Here is a 23,216-nt window from a genome sequence, read left to right as displayed (position 1 = left end):
CTGTTCCTCGTACGATGGTCATTCGATCACCGGCCCCTGCCCCTGCGTCGCCTCCTGCAGGCGGCGCACGAGGGTGGGCCAGTCCACACGGCGGCGATGGCCGACGATGCTGATGCGCGGAACGCCCGAGCCTTCGACGATAGTGTAGCCGGCTGCGGATGAATCGACGCCGGTACCCGCGACCGGCAGCGGATCGATGCCGCCCATGGCGCAGACTTCGTCGCGCAAGCGGCAGCGGATGCCGAGGCGGCGGTAGCCGAAAGTGTCGAAGATCTTCAGCGCCATCGTCTGCAGGCTCGCCGACAGGCCGCCACCGCCACCGATGGCGGTGAGATCGTTGACCGCCTTGTAGCTCATGCGCCCGCCGCCATCCGTGCGCAGCCATGCATCGAACGCAACCGGACCCCAATCGACCAGTCGCAGGGCGCCGATCGTGCCGAACAGGCGACCGCTCATGCCGCCGAACGAGAACGCGCTGGTCACCTGCTGCAGGTCGAGATTCTCGAAATGCACATCCCCCGCGACCGACGGCGCGACACCGAACGGCCGCTCGAGCGCGAGTCCGCTGACGCCGAGATGGCCATCGAAGACGTACAGGTCGAGGCCACCATGGAACTCGATGCGATCGCCGGCGAACTCGATTTCCGGGATGCCACCGGAAAGCTTGCCAGGAAAGCTCGGCCAGCCGAATGCGTTGGAAATCTGCGCCATCTCGATGCCTGCCAGCGCGAAGGATCCCGCATAGCGATCGCCGCGTGGCGAACGCGGTTGCGCGCTGAAACGCTCGAGCTTTGCCTGCCCGCCGAGCACGTCCACCGCGAGTGGCTCGGCCAGCGTGATCGCGCCAGCCAGCGATTGCAGGTGTGCGCGGGCTGCCCCCAGTGGAATGCGGAACAATTCGGCAGCGCGCCAGCCGAGCGTCGTTGCCGGACGTTCCGAGGCGAGATCCCAGTCGATTCCGCCGTCGAGGCCATCGAGCGCAAAACGACCGCGACCGTCGTGCACGGCAACCTCGTCCGCGTGCAGTTCGAATCGCTGCGGCTTGCCCTCGCTCAGCGTCAGCGTGCCGCCGATCGAACCCTGCGCCGTGAGTTCGGCGTAACCCTTGGTCGAAAGCCAGCTGGATGCATAACGCGGCAGCGCGGTCGCGAGCTGCGCCCGACGCAGATCGAGTTGCAGCGATTGCACGGCGGTCGCCTGCGCAAGCCATTCGCCGCTCGCGGTCAGTTCCAGCACGCCGGGGTCATCCCAGTCGAAGCGTGCGATGCGCCAGCGATCGCCGACGATGGCGAGGTCGAGCGCGGTACCGATCCCGCTGGCCGGGAACTTCGCGTACACCGGCCCGACCAGTGCCTCGCCGGCCTCCACCCTCGCCTCCATCCGGATGCGCGGACCGTCAGCAGCTGCATCCAGCTGCAACTCGCCGCGTGCTGCAACGTGCGCCGCAGCGAGCGAGCCGTCGCTGCTGTCATGGCCAAGATCGTGCAGCACGAACTTGCTGGTCGCATGCGCGCCTCCGCTCGCGAACGGAGCCAGCAGCGTGTCACGCAACTCGATGCTGCCACCGAAGGCAGGCAGGCGCAGCGCAGAGCGCAATCGCAGCGCGCCGTCGTGCGACTGCCATTGCGAACTGCTGGCCCCGATCGTGACGCCGGCGATGTTCGCCTTGCGCCAGCCAATCCGCGTCACCTCGCCCTCGCCCGTCGCCGCCCAGTCGAGGCCACCCGCAAGCGCCTGCACTGAAACCGAACGCGCGGCATCCCGCAATTCCAGCCCTGGAGTTTGCAGTGCGAGACGACGCAAGCCGTTCACATCGACCTCGGCGCTGCCGTCGAGGCGACCACTCACGCTCAGGTCGGCGAGCCCATGCGCGGCGAACAGGGGGGCGGCATAGCGCTGCGTCGCGAGTGGAAAAACCAGGCTCGCCTTTGCAACCGTGAGGGATCGCAGCGGTGCCACGGCAGCGGTATCAAGCACGCCGCTCGATTCGAATTCCAGCGCACCCGGATCGCGCCACCCGAAGCGTTCGACGTCCCAGCGGCCATCGGCCGCGGTACGCGCATCCAGATCCACGTCCACGCCTTCCAGCGGGAACTCGATCCGCAGGGCGCCAGCCCGCAACACGCCCGCGCCGATGCGCGCGTTCGCGCGCACCCGCGTCGCGACATCGACCATCGATGTCGCCACCTGTCCGCGCAACGAGACGCCCACACCGGAAACGGCGCCGTCGTTCGTGTTGAACACGAGATCCTCGCCAGAGAACTGCGCATCCATTCCGCCGGCGCCCGGCAACGACGCGGTCAGGTCGATCGTGCCCGCGCGCAGCTCGCCTCCGGGCCAGAACTCATCCAGCGGACGCGCCAGCCATGCCGCCGGAACATGCTGCAGGCCGGCGTTGACCGGCGCGGTCGGGTCGAGCGGCAGGCTCAGCGTCACATGGGCGCCATCACGGGTCAGCGACAGGTCGATCCTGCCGTTGGCAATGCGCGCCGCCAGTTCGGCGACGTTCTCGGTTTCCCCATCGCGCAGGCGCGCCGGCCCGCTGCAAGCGAGCGCGCCTGCCTGCTGCTGCAGGCGACAGGACCAGTCGACGCGCCCGGACAACCCCAGTTGCTTGCTGGCGGCATGATCGGCCGAAATTGCAAGCGTCGGGCTCGTGCCGTCGGCCAACTCCAGATGCAGCTGCTCGACCGAGACGCGTGGGTCGATCACGCGCTCCACCTGCAGCGCCAGCGTTCGCGCCCCAGCATTGCCCGCGATGGCCAGCATGAAGATTGCCGCCACGAACCGGGCAACCAATCTTGAAGTGGTCGGCATTGACGAAGTCGGCATCGGCGCCCATTCTGCCTCATCGTCCTTGTTGCGCGTGTGTCGCGTGAACCAAGCCCTGATCCTGATCGCCGACGATAATCCGCTGAGCCTGCGGTTCCTCGTCGAAGCACTCGCTGCAGGCGGCTACGACTGCGTCGCCGCGGAGGACGGGAACGCCGCGTTGCGCCATGGTCGAACCTCCGCGTTCGACCTGCTGCTGCTGGATGCACGCATGCCGGGCCTGGACGGCTGCGAGGTGCTCGCCCAGTTGCGCGCGCAGCCGGGTCCCTCGCGCTCCGCGATTGCACTCGCGACCACCGCAGCAGACGATGCCGCTGCGATCGCGCGGCTGCGTGCGGCAGGATTCGCCGACGTGCTGCCGAAGCCGATCGGCGCGGATGCGTTGCGCAAGGCACTCGCGCATCACCTGCGCGAACCGGTTCCGGCGCCTGATCTCGATGACGCGCAGGCGCTGCGAGCGGCCGGCGGCGATGAAGGTATCGTCGCTTCGCTGCGCGGCCTGTTCTCGGCGGAGCTCGAAGGATTGCCCGCACAGATCGCCGCGTTCACCGCCGGCAACGACAAGGCCGCACTGTGCGAGCGGCTGCATCGCCTCGAAGCATCCGCTGGCTTCTGCGGCGCGCCCGCACTTTTGCGCGCCATATCTGCGGTGCGCACCCTGCTGGATGGAGCGGAATGGCCGGCGACGGCGGTCGCGACCTTGCTCGAAGTCAGCGCGCGGACCCGCCAGCGCCTTTCAGGTTGACGATCGCGACCCACCCGCGGCAGCCGCAGTCATCGACCACGCATTCAGCTCGCCGCCAAGATGGTGGCGGATCAGGCTGCGCATAAGCCGCCGCAGCTGCGCAAGCTGCTCTGCCGCCGGTGCCTCGTCGCGATCGAGCGCGAGCAACGCGCTGCCACGGATGCGCTGCATCTTGGATCCGGCGCGCCATTCGACCGGACCCGCTTCCGCATCGTAGCCATAGTCTGCGTGCGGCTCGATCGCGTCACCCGTCGCGCAGCGGTCCAGCAGCAGCGCGTACCCGAGATCCGCCAGCAGGTCACGTTCGAAGCGGCGCAAGGTCCAGCCGATCCCCGTCCCGGTTGCGAGACGAGCGAGGCAGTCGGCATACGCGCCGAACGCGGCGGGGTGCGGATCGCCACGCCCGCTGAGCCGCAGCACGAGTTCATTGAGATAGATTGCCGAAAGCAAGGCTTCGCCGGATAGCGCGAACGGCGTGCTGGCCGCCTCGGCGCCAATCAGGGTGCCGAGCTCGCCAGATGCGCTCCAGTCGAGCAGCAGCGGCTGCAACGGCTGCAGCACGCCGCGCGGTATCCGGCTGCGCTCGCGTCGCACGCCTCGCGCGACGACGCCCACGCGCCCGTGGTCGCGCGTGAACAGTTCGAGCAAGAGCGAGGTTTCGCGGTACGCGCGCGCATGCAGGACATAGGCCGGCTGCTGCTCGATGCGCATCGACGCCGCCGGACGCTACTCGCTGTAGCCGAACTGCTTCAGCGCGGCCGCGTCGTCGCTCCACGACTCGCGCACGCGCACCCACAGCTCGAGGAATACACGGCGGTCGAAAACGCGCTCCATTGAGCGTCGTGCCGAGCTGCCGATCTTCTTGAGCTGGGCCCCACCGGCACCGATGACGATGCCCTTCTGTCCTTCGCGCTCGACCCACACGACCGCACCGATGCGCGTGATGTCCGGCGCATCCTCGAAGCGTTCGATTTCCACCGCGGCCGCATACGGCAATTCCGCTCCGAGCTGCAGCATCAGCTGTTCACGCACCAGTTCCGCCGCCAGAAAGCGTTCGCTGCGGTCGGTGAATTCGTCCTCGCCGAACTGTGCCGGGCCCTCCGGCAGGAAACCGATGATGTCGTCGAGCAGTGCCGGCACGCCGTCACCACGGCGCGCGACCAGGAAATGCACCGCCGCATACGGCCGCTCGCGAGTGATCTCCGCCGCGAACGGCAGCAATGCCTTCTTGTCGGCGAGCTTGTCGACCTTGTTGACCACGAGCAGGCGCGGAACCGATTGCTTCGCGATCAGCTGCCACACGTCTTCGTCTTCATCGCGCCAGCGCGCTCCATCGATGACATGCACGAGCAGATCGGCCTCTTCCGGAACCTGGCGGGCGACACGGTTGAGCTGGCGATTCAACGCGTACTTGCCGCCCTGGTGCAGACCGGGCGTATCGATGAAGGCGATCTGCGCGTCTGCACGCGTCTCGATGCCGATGATGCGATGGCGCGTCGTCTGCGGCTTCGGCGTGACGATGCTCAGCTTGGTGCCGAGGATGGCATTGAGCAGGGTCGACTTGCCGACGTTCGGCCGTCCGACGAGGGCGACGCGACCGAAGCGGTGCGCCGCGGATTCAGTTTTCATCGTTCGAGCCTCTGCATCGCCAGTTCCAGCACTTGTTCGGCGGCGACCTGTTCCGCCGCCCGCCGGCTGCTTGCATGCCCGTGCGCGCGGATATCGAGACTCTCGATGCTGCAGGTCACCTCGAACACGCGCGCATGGTCCTCACCACCCGCCCCCACCAGCTCGTACATCGGCAGTGGCAGGTTGCGCCCCTGCAGCAGCTCCTGCAGACGCGTCTTCGCATCCTTCGGCGTATTCGCACCAGTCGCGACCCGTGCATCGAACAGGCGCCGGATCGCGTCGCGGCAGACATTCCATCCTGCATCGAGGTAGATCGCGGCAACCAGTGCCTCGAACGCGTCGGCAAGGATGGAATCGCGGCGGAATCCGCCGCTCTTCAACTCGCCCGGCCCGAGATTGAGCCGGTCGCCGAGGTCCTCCGCACGCGCCAGCTCGGCCAGCGCGCCGCCGTTGACGAGCGCCGCGCGCAGACGCGTCATCTCGCCTTCGGTCGCGCGAGGGTGGCTTTCGTAGACCAATTCGGCGACGAACAGGTTCAGCAGCGCGTCGCCGAGGAACTCCAGACGCTCGTTGTTCTGGTGGCTGGCACTGCGATGCGTCAGCGCGCGCTGCAGCAGCGTCGCGTCCGCGAAGGCGTGCCCGAGGAACGCTTGGCTACTCACCCGCCCCCGTCAAGCTGACCGACTTGTCGAATGTCGCCAGCAACTCGATGTTGTACATGAACGGGATGCGCCGTTCGTAGCTCACACGCAGCGTGGACGCGCCGCCTTCGCGCTTGAGCGTGATCGACTGCGGCGGCACGTTCGCTTCGTCGACATACTGGGTGCTGAATTTGAAAGCGAGATCGCGGCGGAGAATGTCGAGCGACTTCGATGCCGCGCCGGCCTCGCTTCGCTCCTGCTCCATCGACTTGACCACGCCGTAGTACTCCGTGTACGCCGGAATCAGGCGCATCGCCAGATACCCGAAGAAACCCAGCACGACGAGCACGATGACGAAACCGATCAGCGTGATGCCCTTCACCTTGCCATGCATGTTCATGCGCACACCCCTCCCGTCAGTCGAATTGCGGAATGTCAGCGGATCACGGTACCGATGCGGCTGAAATCGATGCCGCCGTCCCAGTTCATCCAGATCACGAACGCCCTGCCGACCAGGTTCTTCTCCGGGACAAAACCCCAGAAGCGGCTGTCGGCGCTGTTGTCACGATTGTCGCCCATTGCGAAATAGTTTCCAGCGGGAACCGTCCAGGTGCCCTCGTGACCAACCCACACCTGCGGGTTTTCGAGGATCCGGTGTTCGACCCCTTCCAGATCCTCGCGCTTGACCTGCGCCCCGTCCATCCGGTGTCCCGGCTCGCTGGCGCCGGTGTAGGCACCCAGGTCGACTTCCCCGACCTGCTTGCCGTTCACGGACAAGGTCTTGTTCCGATAGGTGATTTCGTCGCCCGGCAGGCCGATCACGCGCTTGATGTAGTCCTCCTTCGGGTTCTGCGGGTAGCGGAACACGAACACGTCGCCGCGCTTGGGTTCGCCGACGGCGAGGATCTTCGTATTCAACACCGGAAGACGCAAGCCATAGGCGAACTTGTTGACGAGGATGAAGTCACCGACCAGCAGGGTAGGCATCATCGAACCGGACGGAATCTTGAACGGCTCCGCAATGAACGAACGGAACAGCAGGATCACCAGCAGGACGGGAAAGAACGAGCGCGCGTACTCGATCGGCACTGGCTCCTGCAGCGCCGCGCGCGCACGCGCCTCGCGCTCCGGCTCGCTCAGCGCGGTCATCGTCTTGATCGATTCGGCGTGGCGCGTGCGCAAGCGGGCAAGAAGCAGCCAGTCGAACAGCCAGACCACGCCGGAAACGCCAGTCAGCACGACGAGCAGCAATGCGAAATCGAAATCCATCTTTGTTTTCCCTCGGAAAACGGCAATCGGGAACCGGGAATGGGGAATCGTCAGGAGAGCCGGATGCCGACTTCCCGCGATTCCCCATTCTCCACTCCCGATTCCCGGCTATTTGTCCATCTGCAGTACCGCAAGGAAGGCTTCCTGCGGAATCTCGACGCTACCCACCTGCTTCATGCGCTTCTTGCCCTCTTTCTGCTTCTCCAGCAGCTTGCGCTTGCGCGAGACGTCGCCGCCGTAGCACTTGGCAAGGACGTTCTTGCGCAGCGCCTTGACGCTCGAGCGCGCGATGATCTGCGAGCCGATCGCGGCCTGGATCGCCACGTCGAACTGCTGGCGAGGGATCAGTTCCTTCATCTTCTCGACCAGATCGCGTCCGCGCCGATCGGCACTCGTCCGATGCAGGATCAGACTCAGCGCATCGACACGATCGCCGTTGATGAGGATATCCACGCGCACCAGCGGTCCGGACTGGAAGCGTTCGAAGTGGTAGTCCATCGAGGCATAGCCGCGCGACACCGACTTCAGCTTGTCGAAGAAATCCAGCACGACTTCGGCCAGTGGCAGCTCGTAGCTGATCTGCACCTGGCTCGCCATGTAGTTGATCGAGCGCTGCACGCCACGCTTCTCCTCGCACAGCTTGATCACGTTGCCGATGTAGTCGGGCGGCGTCAGGATGTTCGCGACGATGATCGGTTCGCGCACTTCCTCGACGTTCTGCGCAGGCGGCAGCTTGGCCGGGTTGTCGAGCGTGATGACCTTGCCATCCGTCAGCAACACCTCGTAGACGACGGTCGGCGCCGTGGTGATCAGGTCGAGGTCGTATTCCCGCTCCAGCCGCTCCTGGATGATCTCCATGTGCAACAGGCCGAGGAACCCGCAGCGGAAACCGAAGCCCATCGCCTCGGAGGTTTCCGGCTCGAAGTTCAGGGCCGCATCGTTGAGCTTGAGTTTCTCCAGCGCCTCGCGCAGCGCCGGGTAGTCGTCGGCGGCGGTCGGGAACAAGCCTGCGAACACGCGCGGCTGCATCTTCTGGAAGCCCGGCAATGGCGCCGGCGCCGGCTCGCGCGCGAGGGTCAGGGTGTCGCCGACCGGAGCGCCGTGCACGTCCTTGATCGACGCCGTGACCCAGCCGACTTCACCCGCGCGCAAGGCGTCCTTGGCGAAACGCTTGGGCGTGAATACGCCGACCGATTCCACTTCATGGGTCCGGCCGGTCGACATCACCAGCAGCTTGTCTTTCGGCTTGATCTCACCCTGCATCACCCGCACCAGCGAGACCACGCCGAGGTAATTGTCGAACCACGAATCGATGATCAGCGCCTGCAGGCGGTTGGTGTCGCGCGGTTTCGGCGGCGGGATGCGCGCGACGATCGCTTCCAGCACGGCTTCGACGTTCTGGCCGGTCTTGGCGCTGATCGCGATAGCGTCGTCGGCATGGATGCCGATCACCGCCTCGATCTCGGCCTTGGCGCGATCGACGTCGGCGGTCGGCAGGTCGATCTTGTTCAGCACCGGCACCACTTCGAGGCCGAGCTCGACTGCGGTGTAGCAATTGGCGACCGACTGCGCTTCCACGCCCTGTGCCGCATCGACGACGAGCAACGCGCCTTCGCAAGCCGAAAGCGAACGACTGACTTCGTAGCTGAAGTCGACGTGCCCTGGCGTGTCGATGAAGTTGAACTGGTAGGTCTTGCCGTCTTTCGCGGTGTACGGCAACGAAACGGACTGAGCCTTGATCGTGATGCCGCGCTCGCGCTCGATCGGGTTGTTGTCGAGCACCTGCGCTTCCATCTCGCGCTCGCTCAACCCTCCACAGATCTGGATGATGCGGTCAGCCAGCGTGGATTTGCCGTGGTCGACATGGGCGATGATCGAGAAATTGCGGATGTGTTGCATCTGGATTGCGGGCAGGGCATGCGGTCGGCACAAGAGCCGGATTATCGCAGAATCCGGCGGCTGGCGTCGCCGTCATGTACGCATGAAGCGGAACGGGGCCATTGCGGCCCCGTCCGCATGCGCGTTCGCGCGGCTTTTCAGTCCTTGCCGGGAGCGGGCACGGTGAGCGCGAGGAACTGCGTCTGCTCGTCTCGACGCACCAGCAGCATGACGGAATCGCCGGGCTTTGCTTCCTTGAGGGTCGCGTTGAAATCAGCGACCGACTTCACCGGCTTGCGCCCGACCATCAGGATCACGTCGCCGGGTTCGAGCGCGGCTCGCCGTGCGGCCGCGCCGGTGACCTGGGTGACGACGACGCCTTGGCCATCGGTGATCCCGAGTTGCTTGCGCTGGTCGGCACCGAGGTCCTCGGCGACGATGCCGAGCGCGTTGCCCGCGACCGCCTTCGGCGCCACGCCGCGCGCGCCGGCCAGCGCATCCTTGTCGGCGGGAAGCTCGCCCACGACCACCGGGATGGTCAGGGTCTTGCCGTCACGCCAGACGGAGAGGTCCGCCTTGCTGCCCGGGCGGCTCGAACCAACCAATGGTGGCAAATCGGCCGACATCGCGATCTCGTGACCGGCAAATCCGAGGATGACGTCACCGAGTTGCACGCCGGCCTTGTCGGCCGCGCTGCCCGGGGTGACCTTGTTGACCAGGGCACCACCGCTGCGCGGCAGGCCGAGCGCCTTCGCCTGTTCGCGATCGACGTTCTGGATCTGCACTCCGATCATGCCGCGGCTGACGCGGCCATTGCTCTTGATCTGCTCGACCGCGCTCATCGCGATGTCGATCGGGATCGCGAACGACACGCCCATGAAACCGCCAGTATTCGAGAAGATCTGCGAGTTGATGCCGACGACCTGGCCATTGAGGTTGAACAGCGGGCCACCGGAGTTGCCGCGGTTGATCGGCACGTCGGTCTGGATGAATGGCACGTACTGCTGGTCGGCACCGCCGAAATTGCGGCCGACCGCACTGATGATGCCGGCGGTGACCGAATGGTCGAAACCGAACGGAGAACCGATCGCCACCACCCACTGGCCGGCCTTGACGACCTTCGAGTCGCCGAGGCTGACGACCGGCAGATCGGTCGCACTGAGCTTGAGCAAGGCGATGTCGTACTGCGCGTCGGTGCCGACCACCTTGGCGTCGAGTTCACGACGATCGGACAGGCGCACGGTGACGTTGTCGGCACCGTCGACGACGTGGTTGTTGGTCAGCACGTAGCCATCGGCCGATATGATGAAACCGGAACCCATCGACATGCGCATGCCCCGGTCGCGCGGCTGCGGCATCGGGCCGAAGAAGCGCCGGAAGATTTCCGGCACCTCTTGCTGGTCGCCCGGATTCTGCGCTTGCGCGTCGGGATTGCCGGTGGCCTGCACGTTCACCACGGCCGGGCCGTAGCGGTCGACCAGTCCGCTGAAATCGGGAAGGTCCACGGCCATCGCCTGGGCCGTCATCGCCAACGCCATCACTGGCGCAAGCATCCAGCGGGCAAGTGATCCGCTGTGCGAAATCATCGTCATGGCTACCTCTCGTGGTTGCATTGTCGGATTGGCGGAGTCGCGCTCGCCTGGGCACGACTCCGAATCTCGCTATGGACGAAGATCAGCCGCCGAAGTTCCATCCTCGGGCGCACGCCTTCAGTCGTGCTTCAGCGCGGCAGGAAGTGGACGCATCGATCCGAGCATGCGCTCCAGCGTTCCGCGCGGAACGTCGCCGATCGCCGCCACGCGCCAACCGCCGGCCTCGCGCGTGAGCATGTTCAACATGCCGCGCGCAAATCCTCGATCGGCGCCATTCGCCCCGCTGTGCGGCTCCACGTAGATGGAAACGCTGGCCAATCCGTCGGTATAGATCTGATGTTCGCTGCGCTCGTCGCCAAGTGCGGGCTTCTGCGTGCGCGTGAGCACGAAGCCCGGCGGCGGATCGGCGATTTGCCAGCGCGGCTCGACGAGAGTTTCCCCGGCGGCTTCGGCCACGCCCGCATTCGTGCTCGGTGCCAAGTCGCTGTCGCGCGGACGCGCCCCGATGTCCAGCGTGACGAACATGTACTCCTCGAGGATCCGGCCCGACGCGTCGACGATCGAGGAGCGCAGCGGAAGCCCACTGTGGTCCTCCATCCACAACCGATATCCGTACCGATAGCCATCCCGCGCAACGATATCGATCCGGCGCGCCCGGTATCCGGCAACCCGTTCCTCGTCCCCCGCACTGACCGCGTAGTACGCGGCGACCGAGCCACCGCGCAGGTCCGGCAACAGCGGCAACAGGCGTACGCCCGGCGTGTCGAACAACTTCGATGGCGCGTCGCCACTCACGCAGGTGACGACACCGCCTTCGCGCGCGATCTCGGTGCGTGCCCCATTCAGTCCGACCAGGCGTTCGCGCTCCGGGCTGCCGCCCGCATGGAAGATGCGCATGGCTTCCGCCTTGCCGCCGCGCAGGTAGACGAACGAACCCTGGAAGTCGAGTTGACGGATCGCCGCATACATCCGGGCGAGAGGATCGCTCGTGGCGGTCGGTTCGGCGCGGGAAGGCGCGCTCGCGACCGCGAGCGCCAGCACCATCCACAGAACCGCGATCCGGTCAGGCCGCAATGCCATTCGTGCTGCTCAAGGGCGGCGGCGCGCGATGTCAGCGATTGCGCGGCGCGGCGGAACCCGCGTGTGCGGTTTCCACCGGGCGCTGCGGAGCCGTCAGCAGCACATAGGGCATGAAGCCGGACTGGCCGTTGCCGCCGACCGCCTGATAGTGGCGCACGACATACGACTGCAGGCGCGGATCGAGTACCGCGGTCGACCCGATTTCGGTGCCGAAACTGGCCGGCGAGGCATCCAGGGGAGCATTCGGCAGCAGCAGCGGCGGGCGAATTTCGACCGGCGCCGGGGTTACCGTCGTGGTCGCCGACGCCGGTGCGGCGGCAATCGTGATGGAGGGTGCGGCCAGCGGGCTGCGCGTCGCCACCGCCGTCGGGACCTCCGCCGGGCGCGTCAGCACCAGCGCAGCGACGGCAACGGATGCCGCGATCGCGCCGCCAGCCCCCCAACGCAGCCACTGTCCGCCGCGAGCACGCAGCGCAGGCTCCTGTGCCAGCTGCTCCATCACCGCCGCGGCGAAACCCGGGCGCAACACGAAGGTCTGCTGCCGACGCAAGGCCTGGCGTGCGACCTGATAGCGCTCCCATCGCAACGGCAGCGCCGGATCCGCGGCGACGCGACGCAGCAGGAAACGCGTCTGGTCGCGTTCCAGTTCGCCATCCACCAGGGCTGACAGTTGTTCGTCGATCTGTTCGTTCATGGCTTCTCGTCTTCCTCCGACAACAGCGGGCGCAACTGCTCGTCGATCGCCTCGCGCGCGCGGAAGATGCGTGACCTGACCGTACCAATGGGGCAGTTCATCGCTTCCGCGATTTCCTCGTAGCTCAGGCCGTCGACTTCCCGCAGGGTGATCGCGACCTTGAGCTCCTCGGGCAGTGCTTCGACCGTGGCGAACACGGTTCGTTCAATTTCCTCGCGCATGAGTTCGCGCTCGGGGGTCGCCGATTCATGCAGGCGCGTGGCGCCGTCGAACTGGACCGCATCCTCGACGGCCACGTCCTCGGTCGGCGGCCGGCGCCCCTGCGAGACCAGCCAGTTCTTGGCGGTGTTGATCGCGATCCGGTAGATCCACGTGTAGAACTGCGCGTCGCCGCGGAAGGAGCCGATCGCCCGGTACGCGCGCACGAACGCCTCCTGCGCCACGTCCTGGCATTCGCTCCAGTCGTTGACGTAACGGGAAATGACGCTGACCAGCTTGTGCTGGTATTTCCTGACCAACAAGTCGAACGCGTGCTTGTCGCCATTCTGCACGCGCTCGACGAGCGCCTGATCCGAGTCGCTTTCGCCCATCCGGGCCGTTCTCCCTGTTTGCCGACACGGTCAGGCATGCCACCTTGACCGCACCCGGCTGGATTAGTTCCGCTTCAGTCCCGCATCGCCGGGAGAGGCCACCCGCCCCAGCAGGCGCCCGCGCTCCTGCAGCAATGCCTCGAAGGTCGCCGCAGGCAACGGGCGACAGAACAGGAAACCCTGCAGGACCTCGCACCCCTCGGCACGAAGGAAATCGAGGTGCTGCTCGATCTCCACGCCTTCGGCGACGACTTCGCGGTTGAGATTGTGCGCCATCGAGATGGTCGCGCGCACGATCGCCTCGTCGTCGGGGTCGACCCCGATGTTGCGCACGAATGCCTGGTCGATCTTGATCCGGTCGGCCGGGAAGCGCTTGATGTAGTCGAGGGACGACTGGCCGGTGCCGAAGTCGTCGATCGAGATGCCGCAACCGAGCTCGCGCAGGCCGTGCAGCGTTTCGAGCAGGTTCGGGATCGACTTCACGTTGATGCTTTCGGTAACTTCGAGATCGAGCAGTTGCGCGTCGAGCCCGGTTTCCTTGAGCACCTCGGCAACCACCTGCACGAGGTTCGGCTGGCGCAACTGCAACGGCGACAGGTTCACGCCGATGCGCAACGGCAAACCGTAGGTGACCTGCCAGCGTCGCGTGTCGCGGCAGGCCGCGCGCAGGATCCATTCGCCGATCGGGATGATCAGGCCCGACTCCTCCGCCAGCGGAATGAAGAACCCCGGACTGATCATGCCAAGCTCTGGATGCTCCCAGCGGATCAGCGCCTCCATGCCGACGATGTCCTCGCTCTTGCCGTCGATCTGCGGCTGGTAGAACACGCGCAGTTCACCGTTGCGCTCGGCCAGGCGCAGCTTCGCCTCCAGCGCGAGGCGCTGCTGGTGCGATTCCTCCGGCACGGCGACGTAGGCCTGGAAGTTGTTGCGCCCCATGCCCTTGGCCGAGTACATCGCGACGTCGGCATGCTTGAGCAGGCGCTCCGCATCGGTGGCGTCGTCCGGATAGAAGCTGAGGCCGAGCGAGGCGGTCATGTTGAGTTCGAGGCCACCCGCAAGCTGCAACGGCGCCTCCATCGCGCGCACGATCTTTTCGGCGATGCGCACGACGTCCTCGCGCTGGACGATATGGCGCAGGATCAGCGTGAACTCGTCGCCGGCATAGCGCGCAACCGTGTCGGAGCCGCGCACGCTCGCGCGCAGGCGCTTGGCCACCGCGGCGAGCACCTGGTCGCCAACCGCGTGGCCGAGCGAATCGTTGATGTTCTTGAAACGATCGAGGTCGACGAACAGTACCGCGAACAGTTCGCTGGTGCGATGCGCCTCGGTTATCGCCGAGTTCAGTCGGTCGTTGAACAACAGGCGATTCGGCAGCCCGGTGAGAGGATCACGCAGACCGATCGCACGACCCTGCGCGCGTGCGTTGCGCAGGTCGAGCTCGCTCGCGAGCGCACGGGCGATCACGCGAACTCCGGCGATCACTGCGGCGTCGACCACCAGCGGATCCAGCCGCGCGATCATCAACGCGCCGAGGCAGGTCTGGCGTTCGCCGTACAGTGGCAGCCCGATCACGCACTCGTAGCGGTGCTCGCGCACCGACGCATCCGCACCCGGCGCGCGCCACGCGCCGGACGCCTGCAGGATCTCATTGCCGTCGAGCACGTGGCGCAGGTTCACTTCGCGCAACGGATCGGGTCCCTCGCCGCCCTCGCGCCGGTTGAATACCGCGAGCGCGTGTGGTTCGGTCGAGTGCTCCGCGGGTGCCTCGACGAAAACGGCGTAGTCGAGCACGAGCCAGTCGACCAGGCAGCGCAAGGTCGCCTCCGCCGGATCGTGGGCACCAGCCTGCGCCATGCGCAACAACGCGACGAGAGCCTCCTGGTGCCGGCTCAGTTCCTCGATCTCGCGGAACAGGTAGAAATGCACCACCCGCCCTTCCTGCACCGCGAGTCGCACGTGCAGGTCGACCGGGTAGGTGCCGCCATCGGCGCGCGGCTTGCGCGCACGCACGTGCACGGCGCCATCGCGCTCGAGCTTGCGCTCGATCTCTTCGCGCCTGTCTGGCGTCAGCACGAGGTCGAAGCCATCGATGCGCCCGGCGAGGATCTGCGCGCGCGGATAGCCGGAACGCTGCACGAACATGCCGTTGATCTCCAGCACGCGACCGCTCGCCGGGTCGACGATCGCCAGTTCGTCGAGGCTGCCGTCGAACGCGAACTGGTAGCGGTCGCCGGCACTGGCAGCGTGCGGACTGCGCACAGTGCCGGCACTGTGCGCCGCGAGCGCGACCTTGATGCGTGCCTGCGCATCGTCGGCCTTGACCGGACGCGCAATCCACTCGACCAGCCCGGCCGGCAGGCGCCCGTCGCGCCAGCTGCCGCCACGGCTGCCGAGGATGCCGATCACCGGCAGGTCGCGCCGCGACTGCTTGCGCAACTCCTCGCAGAACGCGAGCGCTTCGTCCGGCTGCTCGTCGAATTCGAGCAGGACGACGTCGATGTCGAGGTCGGGCCCGAGGAAACTGCGCGCCTGCGAAATGTCCTTCGCCGAATAGATCTCCTCGAACGCCTGTGCATCGAGCGCGTCGAACAGCACGCGGCGATCCTCCCGATCGGCCGCGACGATCAGGGCGGCACCGCGCGCCTCGGCCGCCGGCACGCTCATGTGAGCCACCGTCCGTCGCGCAGGCGCAGTTGCCGATGCATCTCGCTCTCGACCGCGATGCGCTCGTACATTCCCTCGAGTTCTTCCGGCAGTTCGGTACCGGCTGCGGCGAACACCAGCTTGCGTTCGTTGCTGGTCGGCGTGCGCGAGATGCGCCGCAACAGCAACACGTCGGCCGGCTTCAGGTGCGCCTCGAAGTCGACGAACAGGTAGACGCCGAACTGCATGCTCTGCAAGACGTAGCGCAGCGCATCCGACATGCGCTTGGTGCCCGGCACGTGCATGCCGCTCTCGCGCAGCGAGGCCACGCCGCCGTCCGGATCCCACGCATAGATCGAGGCGCCGCTGCGCATCGCCAGCACGCGCATCTGCGCGATCGTGTCGCCGACGCTGGAGGTCTGCAGGGCCACGATATGCTGGGACGATTGCACGATGCGGTCCAGCAGCTTCTGGACGACCGGCAGCTCGGCTTTGGTTTCGACCACGCGTTCCCCTGACCCGTGCCACGGATGCGGACCACCCGGTCCTCCATCGGCCTGCATTCGATCCTTCTTTCGATCGGACTGCAAGAGTGTTTCCCAAGCCCTTGGCGTCGCTGGATTGACCCGACGCAGGGCTTGCCGGGATTATAGCCGTCCCTACGCCCGCTTCCCGGAGCCCGCTCATGTTCGAGGGCCTGCGTTTCCAGCATTGGCAACCCGCGCGCGACGCCGATGGCATCGTCGTGCTGACGCTCGACCGCGCCGGCAGTTCGGTCAACGCCCTTTCGCGTGCCGTGCTGGACGAGTTGTCGGAGATCGTCGAACGTCTGTCGTTCGAGCCGCCGAAAGGGGTGGTCGTGCGTTCCGGCAAGAACAGCGGCTTCATCGTCGGCGCCGACATCAAGGAATTCGAGAGCTTCGAGAAGAACGGTACGGTGCAGGACGCGCTCGAGAATGGGCAGCGCATCTTCCTGCGCCTCGGCCGCCTGCCCTGTCCTACCGTCGCCGCAATCCACGGCGTGTGCATGGGCGGCGGCACCGAGCTGGCGCTCGCCTGCCGCTTCCGCGTCGCTTCGCGCGATGCGTCGACGCGCATCGCCCTGCCCGAGGTCAAGCTCGGCATCTTCCCGGGCTGGGGCGGATCGGCACGCCTGCCGCGCCTGATCGGCGCGCCGGCCGCGCTCGAACTCATGCTGACCGGCCGGAACGCATCGGCCGAGAACGCGAAATCGCTCGGCCTCGTCGACGTGCTGACTTCGCCGGAACTCCTGGTCGAGGCAGCGAAGGAACTCATCCGGCATCCGCGCAGCCGCCCGCTGCAGCAGCGCGCGATGGCCTGGGTGACCAACCTGTGGCCGGTGCGCCAGGTGCTCGCACCGATCATGGTCAAGCAGACCGCGACCAAGGCGCGCAAGGAGCAGTACCCGGCACCGTTCGCGCTGATCGAAACATGGCGCCGCGGCGGCCCGAGCCTCGCCCAGCGCCTGAAGCTGGAAGCGCGCGCGGTGGCGAAGCTCGCCGCGACGCCGACCGCACACAACCTGATCCGCGTGTTCTTCCTGCAGGAACGTCTCAAGGGGCTCGCGGGCGGCGCCGAACATGGTGTCAAGCACGTGCACGTCGTCGGCGCCGGCGTCATGGGTGGCGACATCGCGGCGTGGTGCGCGTTGCGCGGTTTCGAGGTGACTCTGCAGGATCGCGAGATGAAATTCGTGCAGCCGGCGCTCGACCGCGCGAAGGACATGTTCACGAAGAAGCTCAAGACACCCGAGCGCATCGCGCCCGCGCTCGCGCGCCTCAAGGCCGACGTCGAAGGCAACGGCATTGCGGACGCCGACCTGACCATCGAGGCGATCTACGAGAACGCAGAGGCGAAGGAGACGCTGTATCGCAACACCGAGCCGAAGATGAAGGCGGATGCCCTGCTCGCGACGAACACTTCGAGCATTCCGCTGAACGAACTGCGCAAGACGGTGGACAAGCCCGCGCGCTTCCTCGGCCTGCACTATTTCAACCCGGTCGCGCTGATGCCGCTGGTCGAGATCGTGCGCCACGACGAACTCGACCCCGCCTGCGAGAAACGCGCGCTCGCGTTCTGCAAGGCGCTCGACAAGTTGCCGGTGCCGGTCGCCGGCACGCCCGGCTTCCTCGTCAACCGCATCCTCATGCCGTACATGCTCGAAGCCGCGCGCGCGTACAGCGAAGGCGTGCCCGGCCCGGTCATCGACAAGGCGGCGAAGAGATTCGGCATGCCGATGGGGCCGATCGAGCTGATCGACACGGTCGGCCTCGATGTCGCCGCGTCGGTCGGCGCCGAACTCGGCCCATTCCTCGGCCTCGACATCCCGCCGAGCCTGGAAGAGCTGGTCAAGGGCGGCAAGCGCGGCAAGAAGGACGGCGAGGGTTTCTACAAGTGGCAGGATGGCAGGCCGCAGAAGCCAGAGGTCGATCCAACCTACGCGGCACCCGATGACCTCGAGGACCGCCTGATCCTGCCCCTGCTCAACGAGGCAGTCGCCTGTCTCGCCGACAAGGTCGTCGACGATGCCGACCTGCTCGACGCGGGCGTGATCTTCGGCACCGGCTTCGCGCCGTTCCGCGGCGGCCCGATCCAGCACATTCGCGATACCGGCGCGCCTGCTTTGAAGGCACGCCTCGAAACGCTGGTGCAGAAATACGGCACACGTTTCACGCCGCGGCCAGGCTGGGACAGCACCGCGCTCGCGGCGCCGGCGAACTGAACCACGAGCGCGCGGCATGGCGTCAGTCACGCAAGCAGCAAGCCGATCCTCGAACCCGCTCTCGTGGCTGCTGTGGCCGCTGCTCTACGGCAGCGGCCTGCTTGGCGCGCACGAGGCACTCACCAGCAGCCACCCCGTGCTGTGGTTCAACGTGGTCTATGTCTCGCTCGCGCTCGTGATCGGCATGCTGGAACGATGGATGCCGCACGAACGGCAATGGCTGGAAGCCGACGGCGAGACCGCGACGAACCTGGCCCACACCTTGCTGACCAAGGGACTGGTCCAACTCGCGGTCGTGACTGTCACCAGCGCGACGATGCTGACCGCCACCGCCGTCGATCCGGCCAATCGCGGCCTGCCGCAACTGTGGCCGGAGCATTGGCCGCTCGCCGCGCAGGTGGTCCTCGCACTCGCGATCGCCGAGCTTGGCCTGTACGCGGCACATCGCATCGCGCACGAGTGGCCGGCGTTCTGGCGCTTCCACGCGCTGCACCACAGTGTGACGCGCCTGTGGGTGGTCAACACCGGGCGCTTCCACATCGTCGATACCTGCTTCAAGGCCGCGCTCGGCCAGCTGCCGCTGTACCTGCTCGGCGCGCCGCTGCCGGTGTTCCTGTGGATCAGCGCCGTCACCGCGATCACCGGCCTGCTCACCCACTGCAACGTGGTCATGCGCACCGGCCCGCTCGACTACGTGTTCAGCACGCCTGCGCTGCACCGCTGGCACCACTCGCGCATCCCGGCCGAAGGCAACCGCAACTACGGCGAAAACTTCGTGCTGTGGGACCAGCTGTTCGGCACGTACTTCAATCCACCACGTCGCCCGCCCGCAGACATCGGCATCGACGGCGCCATCGCCAAGGGCTTCCTGCCGCAGCTTGCGCAACCGTTCAGTGCTGCCGGCGCGCGCGCGCTCATGGATCCCGCCTCGCGCTGATCAGGACGCCGACGCGCCACCGTCCTTGGCCAGGCCGGAATGGCGCACGTCCTTGCCGCGCACCAGGTACAGCACGAACTCGCAAAGGTTCTTGCAGCGGTCGCCGATGCGCTCGAACGAGCGCGCGCACCACAGGCGGTCAAGTTCGATCGGGATCTGCTCCGGGTCGCGCTGCATGCGCGCGACCAGCGTTTCGGTGACCACGCGGTAGCTGCCATCGAGGCGGCGGTCACGGTGCATGACGTCGAGCGCCAGCTTCTCGTCGAGGCGCGCGAATGCATCCAGCGCGCCTCGCAGCATGTCGCGCGCGCAATGCCCGAGGTCGGCAAGCGCCGCAGTCACCTCCGCGCCACCTTCCTCGTGCAACAGCCGCTCGCCGAGTCGCGCGATGCGCTTGGCCTCGTCGCCAATGCGTTCGAGATCGGCCAGCATCTTCATCACCGCGAGCACGAGGCGCAGATCCGACGCCGCCGGCTGGCGCCGCGCGAGGATGAACGCGCATTGCTCGTCGATCGCGAGCTCGGCCGCGTTGATGCGTTGCTCGCGCTCGCGGATATCGCCGAGCGCGCCGGCCTCGCGCGCGACCAGCACGCGCACTGCCGCGGAGATCTGTTCCTCGACGATACCGCCCATCGCCAGCACCTGGCGGCGGACGTCCTCTATCTCGCTGTTGAACTGGCGGGAAATGTGTTGGGAAAGATGCAGGCGGTCCATTGGTCAGGGGCTAGTGGCTAGGGGCGGGGGCCAGGAATTCCGGATCGAGAGGAACCGCGTCGACCGCGGCCTTCAGCCATATCGCCCGGTAATGAAGTCTTCGGTCTGGCGTTCGCGCGGGTTCGTGAACAGCGCGTCGGTTTCGCCGAACTCGACCAGGCGACCTTCGTGCATGAAGGCTGTGAAGTCGGAAACGCGCGCGGCTTGCTGCATGTTGTGGGTGACCAGCAGCAGGGTATAGCGCCGCGCGAGCTCGTGCAGCAGTTCCTCGAACCGCAGCGTCGCGGCGGGATCGAGCGCGGACGCGGGTTCGTCGAGCAGCAGCACCTCGGGATCGACCGCGACCGCGCGTGCGATCACCAGACGCTGCTGCTGGCCGAGCGAAAGCCCGAGCGCGCTGTCGTCGAGGCGATTGGCCACCTCGTCCCACAGCGCGACCGCCTTGAGTGCAACCTCGATGCGCTCGTCGAGTTCGCGCCGGCGACGCACGCCGAGCAGGCGCAGGCCGTAGGCGACATTGTCATGCACCGACATCGGAAACGGATTGGGTCGCTGGAACACGATGCCGACGCGGCGGCGCACCTCGTGCACCACCACGTCCCTGGCATAGACGTCGGCGCCGCCGAGCAGCACCGTGCCGGCGACGCGACTTCCCTCGATCTCGTCATTGAGGCGGTTCAAGCATCGCAGCAGGCTCGACTTGCCGCAGCCGCTCGGGCCGATCAACGCGGTGATGCGGCGCGTCGGCACGTCGAGATCGACCTCGTTGAGCACCTGGCGGGAACCGTACCAGAGGCACAGTCCGCGCGTGCTCAATGTCGCGACATCACCGGTCCCGGTCGGGTCTGTGCCAGCAAAGGGAGACACGCTGTTCAACATGCGCCTCATGATTCCAGTGCGCGGTAGCGGTCGCGCAGGCGGTTGCGCAACACGATCGCCGACAGGTTCAGTACGATCACCACGCCGACCAGCAGCATCGCACAGGCGTACGCGCGCGGCACGCCGCGAATCGCGTCCGGACTCGCCAGCGCGGCATCGTAGACCGCGAAGCCCAGATGCATGAACTGGCGCGACGGATGCAGGTAGGGGAACGCGCCATCGAGCGGACTCGCGGGCGCGAGCTTGACCATGCCGACCAGCATCAGCGGCGCCACCGAGCCGGCGGCGCGAGAAATCGCCAGGATCAAGCCGGTCAGCACCGCCGGGCGCGCAGCCGGCAGCAGCAGGCGCCACATCGTCTCCTCGCGCGTCGCGCCGAGGGCGAGCGACCCCGCACGCAGGCTCGCGGGGATCCGCGCAAGGCCCTGCTCCACGCTGACCACGACGACCGGCAAGGTCAGCAGCGCCAGCGTCAACGCCGCCCACAGCAATCCACCGCTGCCGAAGGTCGGAACCGGCAGGCGCTCCGCATGGAACCAGCGATCGACGCTGCCGCCGATCCCGTGCACGAACAGGCCCAGGCCGAGCACGCCGTATACGATCGCAGGCACACCTGCAAGCGTATCGATCGCCACGCGCACGACGCGCATGCCGGGGCCGCGCCGCTGGTGCAGGTAGACCGCGGTCGCGATGCCGAACGGCATCACCAGCACGCTCATCAACAGGACCAGGGTCACCGTGCCGACCAGCGCCGGCAGCACGCCGCCGGAAAGATTCGACGCGTCCGGCGATGTCGTCACGAACGCGAACAGATCACGCAGGAACACGCCCGTGCGATCGAGCGGGCCCATCGCGTTCGGCCGCACCACATCGACCGCGGCCGAGGCAGGATCCGGCGCCGCATCGCCGCGCGCGAAGCGTCGTCGACCATCGTCGAAGCGGAGCACAACCGCATCCCTCGGCACGTCACGCGTGCCGATGTCGGCGCGCTGCACGCGCCGGTAGCCCTCGCCGACACGCTCGACCTCGCTGCCGCGCACCACCAGCGAGCTTGCATCCGAGGCCACGACCTCACCGAGCAGGACGGTTCCATCGCGCAGTTCGATGCGCTCCACCTGCGCCGGCCACAACGACGCCAGCCCCGAGCCCAGCGTGAAGGCGAGCAAGCCGAGCATGATCGCGATGCACGCCGCGGTGATCCCGGCAAGCAGCCAGATCCCGGCCCCCGCGCTGCGCGTGACGCTCATGTCGCCCGCTCCGCCGGCAGGCGCCGGCGCAGGCGCTCGCGCGCGAGCTGTGCGGTGACGCCGAACAGCACGTTCATGGCCAGCAACAGCAGCGCGGCAATCAGCAGGTCGCGCCACGCCGCGCTGGCCGGCGCTGCATCCGGCATGCCGAGCGCGATGTCGGCGCCGAGCGAACGCAATCCGCCGAGCGGATCGATGCCGGCGATCGCGGTGTTGCCGCTCGCCATGAGCACGATCATCGTCTCGCCGAAGCAACGCATGAAACCGAGCAAGGCGGCTGCAAACAGACCCGATCCCGTGGCCGGCAACACAATGGTCGTCAGCGCCTGCCAACGTGTCGCGCCAAGCGCGAACGCTGCCTGAGCATGCGCGCGCGGCACCAGGAACAAGGCGTCCTCCGCCACCGAGAACACCAGCGGCAACGCCGCGACACCGAGCGCGAGGCCGACCAGCAACGCATTCCACGGGCTGGAGGGTGGCAGCATCGGAGCCGCGTGCCGCGATGCGAGTCCGAACACCAGGGCAGCCGTCGCGACCAGCAGCGGCAGCAACCACAGCGGCAACCAGCCCTCACGGCGCGATGAAGCCCCGAACGCGAAGCCACCGGCGAGCAGCACGCAGGGAATGATTACGACCAGCGCGAGCACCGATGCGACGTGCCCCTTCAGCCACGGCGCGAACGACACCGCAGCGATCAGACCGAGCACGACCGTCGGAATCGCATCGAGGACTTCCAGCGCCGGCTTGAGCCACGCACGCAGGCGCGGCGCACAGAAGTGCGCGCTGAACATCGCGGTCGCGATGCCGAGCGGCACGGCCACTGCCACCGCACAGATCGTCGCGCGCAGGCTGCCCGCGAACAATACTCCGAGCCGTTCCCATTCGATCGGCGCCGCCGCTTGCGAGGACGCCAGCGCGACCAGCAGGTAGGACGGGATCGCAAGCAGGCCGAGCAGGACGAGCGCCGTGCCGGCACCGACGAACAGGTTCGCCGCGCGCGCATGACGACGCCGGCGACGCATGAGGTCGAAACTCGGGATCGAGTCGCAAGTCACTGGATTAACGGGCATTCGTGCACGCTAGGCGCTCGATGTGACAGG

General features: G+C 67.0%; 20 protein-coding genes. 3 read left to right on the top strand and 17 right to left on the bottom strand.

What is annotated here, in order from left to right; all coding sequences use genetic code 11:
- Nucleotides 1–18 precede the first annotated feature (18 nt).
- Nucleotides 19–2,769, bottom strand: coding sequence for a hypothetical protein (locus ACILRJ_RS05400; protein ID WP_395681157.1), 2,751 nt, complete (start codon nucleotides 2,767–2,769; stop codon nucleotides 19–21).
- Here ACILRJ_RS05400 and ACILRJ_RS05395 point away from each other — a divergent pair.
- Nucleotides 2,768–3,577: a response regulator gene (locus ACILRJ_RS05395; protein WP_395681155.1), complete on the top strand. Its 810-nt coding sequence runs from the start codon at nucleotides 2,768–2,770 to the stop codon at nucleotides 3,575–3,577. The two genes, ACILRJ_RS05400 and ACILRJ_RS05395, sit on opposite strands and share 2 nt — an antisense overlap.
- Here the strand turns inward: ACILRJ_RS05395 and recO are convergent.
- The 12 genes from recO to ACILRJ_RS05335 all read right to left on the bottom strand — a co-directional run bounded on the left by recO (nucleotide 3,569) and on the right by ACILRJ_RS05335 (nucleotide 16,102).
- Entirely contained in the window at nucleotides 3,569–4,288 is a 720-nt protein-coding gene (recO, locus tag ACILRJ_RS05390; RefSeq protein ID WP_395681153.1) for a DNA repair protein RecO, read from the bottom strand. The genes ACILRJ_RS05395 and recO overlap by 9 nt on opposite strands.
- A gap of 15 nt (nucleotides 4,289–4,303) precedes the next feature.
- Nucleotides 4,304–5,206 (bottom strand): GTPase Era, encoded by a 903-nt coding sequence (era, locus tag ACILRJ_RS05385; RefSeq protein WP_395681151.1) that lies wholly within the window; start codon nucleotides 5,204–5,206, stop codon nucleotides 4,304–4,306.
- The gene (rnc, locus tag ACILRJ_RS05380) at nucleotides 5,203–5,868 is read right to left on the bottom strand and encodes a ribonuclease III (RefSeq protein ID WP_395681149.1); all 666 of its coding nucleotides are present in this window, start codon (nucleotides 5,866–5,868) and stop codon (nucleotides 5,203–5,205) included. The genes era and rnc overlap by 4 nt, the downstream gene beginning before the upstream one ends.
- Nucleotides 5,861–6,247, bottom strand: a complete 387-nt coding sequence (locus tag ACILRJ_RS05375) for a DUF4845 domain-containing protein (RefSeq protein ID WP_395681147.1) — start codon at nucleotides 6,245–6,247, stop codon at nucleotides 5,861–5,863. The genes rnc and ACILRJ_RS05375 overlap by 8 nt, the downstream gene beginning before the upstream one ends.
- A 35-nt stretch (nucleotides 6,248–6,282) precedes the next feature.
- Nucleotides 6,283–7,116, bottom strand: a complete 834-nt coding sequence (gene lepB / locus ACILRJ_RS05370) for a signal peptidase I (protein WP_395681145.1) — start codon at nucleotides 7,114–7,116, stop codon at nucleotides 6,283–6,285.
- A 108-nt stretch (nucleotides 7,117–7,224) separates the two neighbouring features.
- Nucleotides 7,225–9,015, bottom strand: coding sequence for a translation elongation factor 4 (gene lepA, locus ACILRJ_RS05365; protein WP_395681143.1), 1,791 nt, complete (start codon nucleotides 9,013–9,015; stop codon nucleotides 7,225–7,227).
- Between the two features lie 137 nt (nucleotides 9,016–9,152).
- Nucleotides 9,153–10,586 (bottom strand): DegQ family serine endoprotease, encoded by a 1,434-nt coding sequence (locus ACILRJ_RS05360; protein WP_395681141.1) that lies wholly within the window; start codon nucleotides 10,584–10,586, stop codon nucleotides 9,153–9,155.
- A gap of 117 nt (nucleotides 10,587–10,703) precedes the next feature.
- A complete protein-coding gene (locus ACILRJ_RS05355) occupies nucleotides 10,704–11,666 on the bottom strand; it encodes a MucB/RseB C-terminal domain-containing protein (protein ID WP_395681139.1) in 963 nt (320 codons plus the stop codon).
- 31 nt (nucleotides 11,667–11,697) lie between these two features.
- Entirely contained in the window at nucleotides 11,698–12,360 is a 663-nt protein-coding gene (locus ACILRJ_RS05350) for a sigma-E factor negative regulatory protein (protein WP_395681136.1), read from the bottom strand.
- Complete coding sequence (rpoE, locus tag ACILRJ_RS05345) at nucleotides 12,357–12,950, bottom strand: RNA polymerase sigma factor RpoE (protein WP_395681134.1); 594 nt, start codon at nucleotides 12,948–12,950, stop codon at nucleotides 12,357–12,359. The genes ACILRJ_RS05350 and rpoE overlap by 4 nt, the downstream gene beginning before the upstream one ends.
- 63 nt (nucleotides 12,951–13,013) lie before the next feature.
- Complete coding sequence (locus ACILRJ_RS05340; RefSeq protein ID WP_395681133.1) at nucleotides 13,014–15,617, bottom strand: EAL domain-containing protein; 2,604 nt, start codon at nucleotides 15,615–15,617, stop codon at nucleotides 13,014–13,016.
- Nucleotides 15,614–16,102 carry a hypothetical protein gene (locus ACILRJ_RS05335; protein ID WP_395681131.1) on the bottom strand — a complete coding sequence of 163 codons (489 nt, stop codon included), beginning with the start codon at nucleotides 16,100–16,102 and terminating at the stop codon, nucleotides 15,614–15,616. Before ACILRJ_RS05335 ends, ACILRJ_RS05340 begins: the two co-directional genes overlap by 4 nt.
- Nucleotides 16,103–16,281: 179 nt before the next feature.
- Between ACILRJ_RS05335 and ACILRJ_RS05330 the strand changes: the two genes are divergently transcribed.
- Nucleotides 16,282–18,339 carry a 3-hydroxyacyl-CoA dehydrogenase NAD-binding domain-containing protein gene (locus tag ACILRJ_RS05330; protein WP_395681129.1) on the top strand — a complete coding sequence of 686 codons (2,058 nt, stop codon included), beginning with the start codon at nucleotides 16,282–16,284 and terminating at the stop codon, nucleotides 18,337–18,339.
- 16 nt (nucleotides 18,340–18,355) lie between these two features.
- The gene (locus tag ACILRJ_RS05325) at nucleotides 18,356–19,276 is read left to right on the top strand and encodes a sterol desaturase family protein (protein ID WP_395681127.1); all 921 of its coding nucleotides are present in this window, start codon (nucleotides 18,356–18,358) and stop codon (nucleotides 19,274–19,276) included.
- Here ACILRJ_RS05325 and phoU read toward each other — a convergent pair whose 3' ends face one another.
- The 4 genes from phoU to ACILRJ_RS05305 all read right to left on the bottom strand — a co-directional run bounded on the left by phoU (nucleotide 19,277) and on the right by ACILRJ_RS05305 (nucleotide 23,186).
- Nucleotides 19,277–19,990 (bottom strand): phosphate signaling complex protein PhoU, encoded by a 714-nt coding sequence (phoU, locus tag ACILRJ_RS05320; RefSeq protein WP_395681125.1) that lies wholly within the window; start codon nucleotides 19,988–19,990, stop codon nucleotides 19,277–19,279.
- Between the two features lie 72 nt (nucleotides 19,991–20,062).
- Nucleotides 20,063–20,878 carry a phosphate ABC transporter ATP-binding protein PstB gene (pstB, locus tag ACILRJ_RS05315; RefSeq protein WP_395681123.1) on the bottom strand — a complete coding sequence of 272 codons (816 nt, stop codon included), beginning with the start codon at nucleotides 20,876–20,878 and terminating at the stop codon, nucleotides 20,063–20,065.
- Nucleotides 20,875–22,116: a PstA family ABC transporter permease gene (locus ACILRJ_RS05310; RefSeq protein WP_395681121.1), complete on the bottom strand. Its 1,242-nt coding sequence runs from the start codon at nucleotides 22,114–22,116 to the stop codon at nucleotides 20,875–20,877. The genes pstB and ACILRJ_RS05310 overlap by 4 nt, the downstream gene beginning before the upstream one ends.
- The gene (locus ACILRJ_RS05305) at nucleotides 22,113–23,186 is read right to left on the bottom strand and encodes a hypothetical protein (RefSeq protein ID WP_395681119.1); all 1,074 of its coding nucleotides are present in this window, start codon (nucleotides 23,184–23,186) and stop codon (nucleotides 22,113–22,115) included. Before ACILRJ_RS05305 ends, ACILRJ_RS05310 begins: the two co-directional genes overlap by 4 nt.
- Nucleotides 23,187–23,216: the final 30 nt, after the last annotated feature.

It is taken from the genome of Dokdonella sp. (assembly GCF_044227025.1).
Classification (GTDB): domain Bacteria; phylum Pseudomonadota; class Gammaproteobacteria; order Xanthomonadales; family Rhodanobacteraceae; genus Dokdonella_A.
The sequence above is the reverse complement of the archived record's forward strand: the minus strand, read 5'-3'. Positions and strand labels throughout refer to the sequence as shown.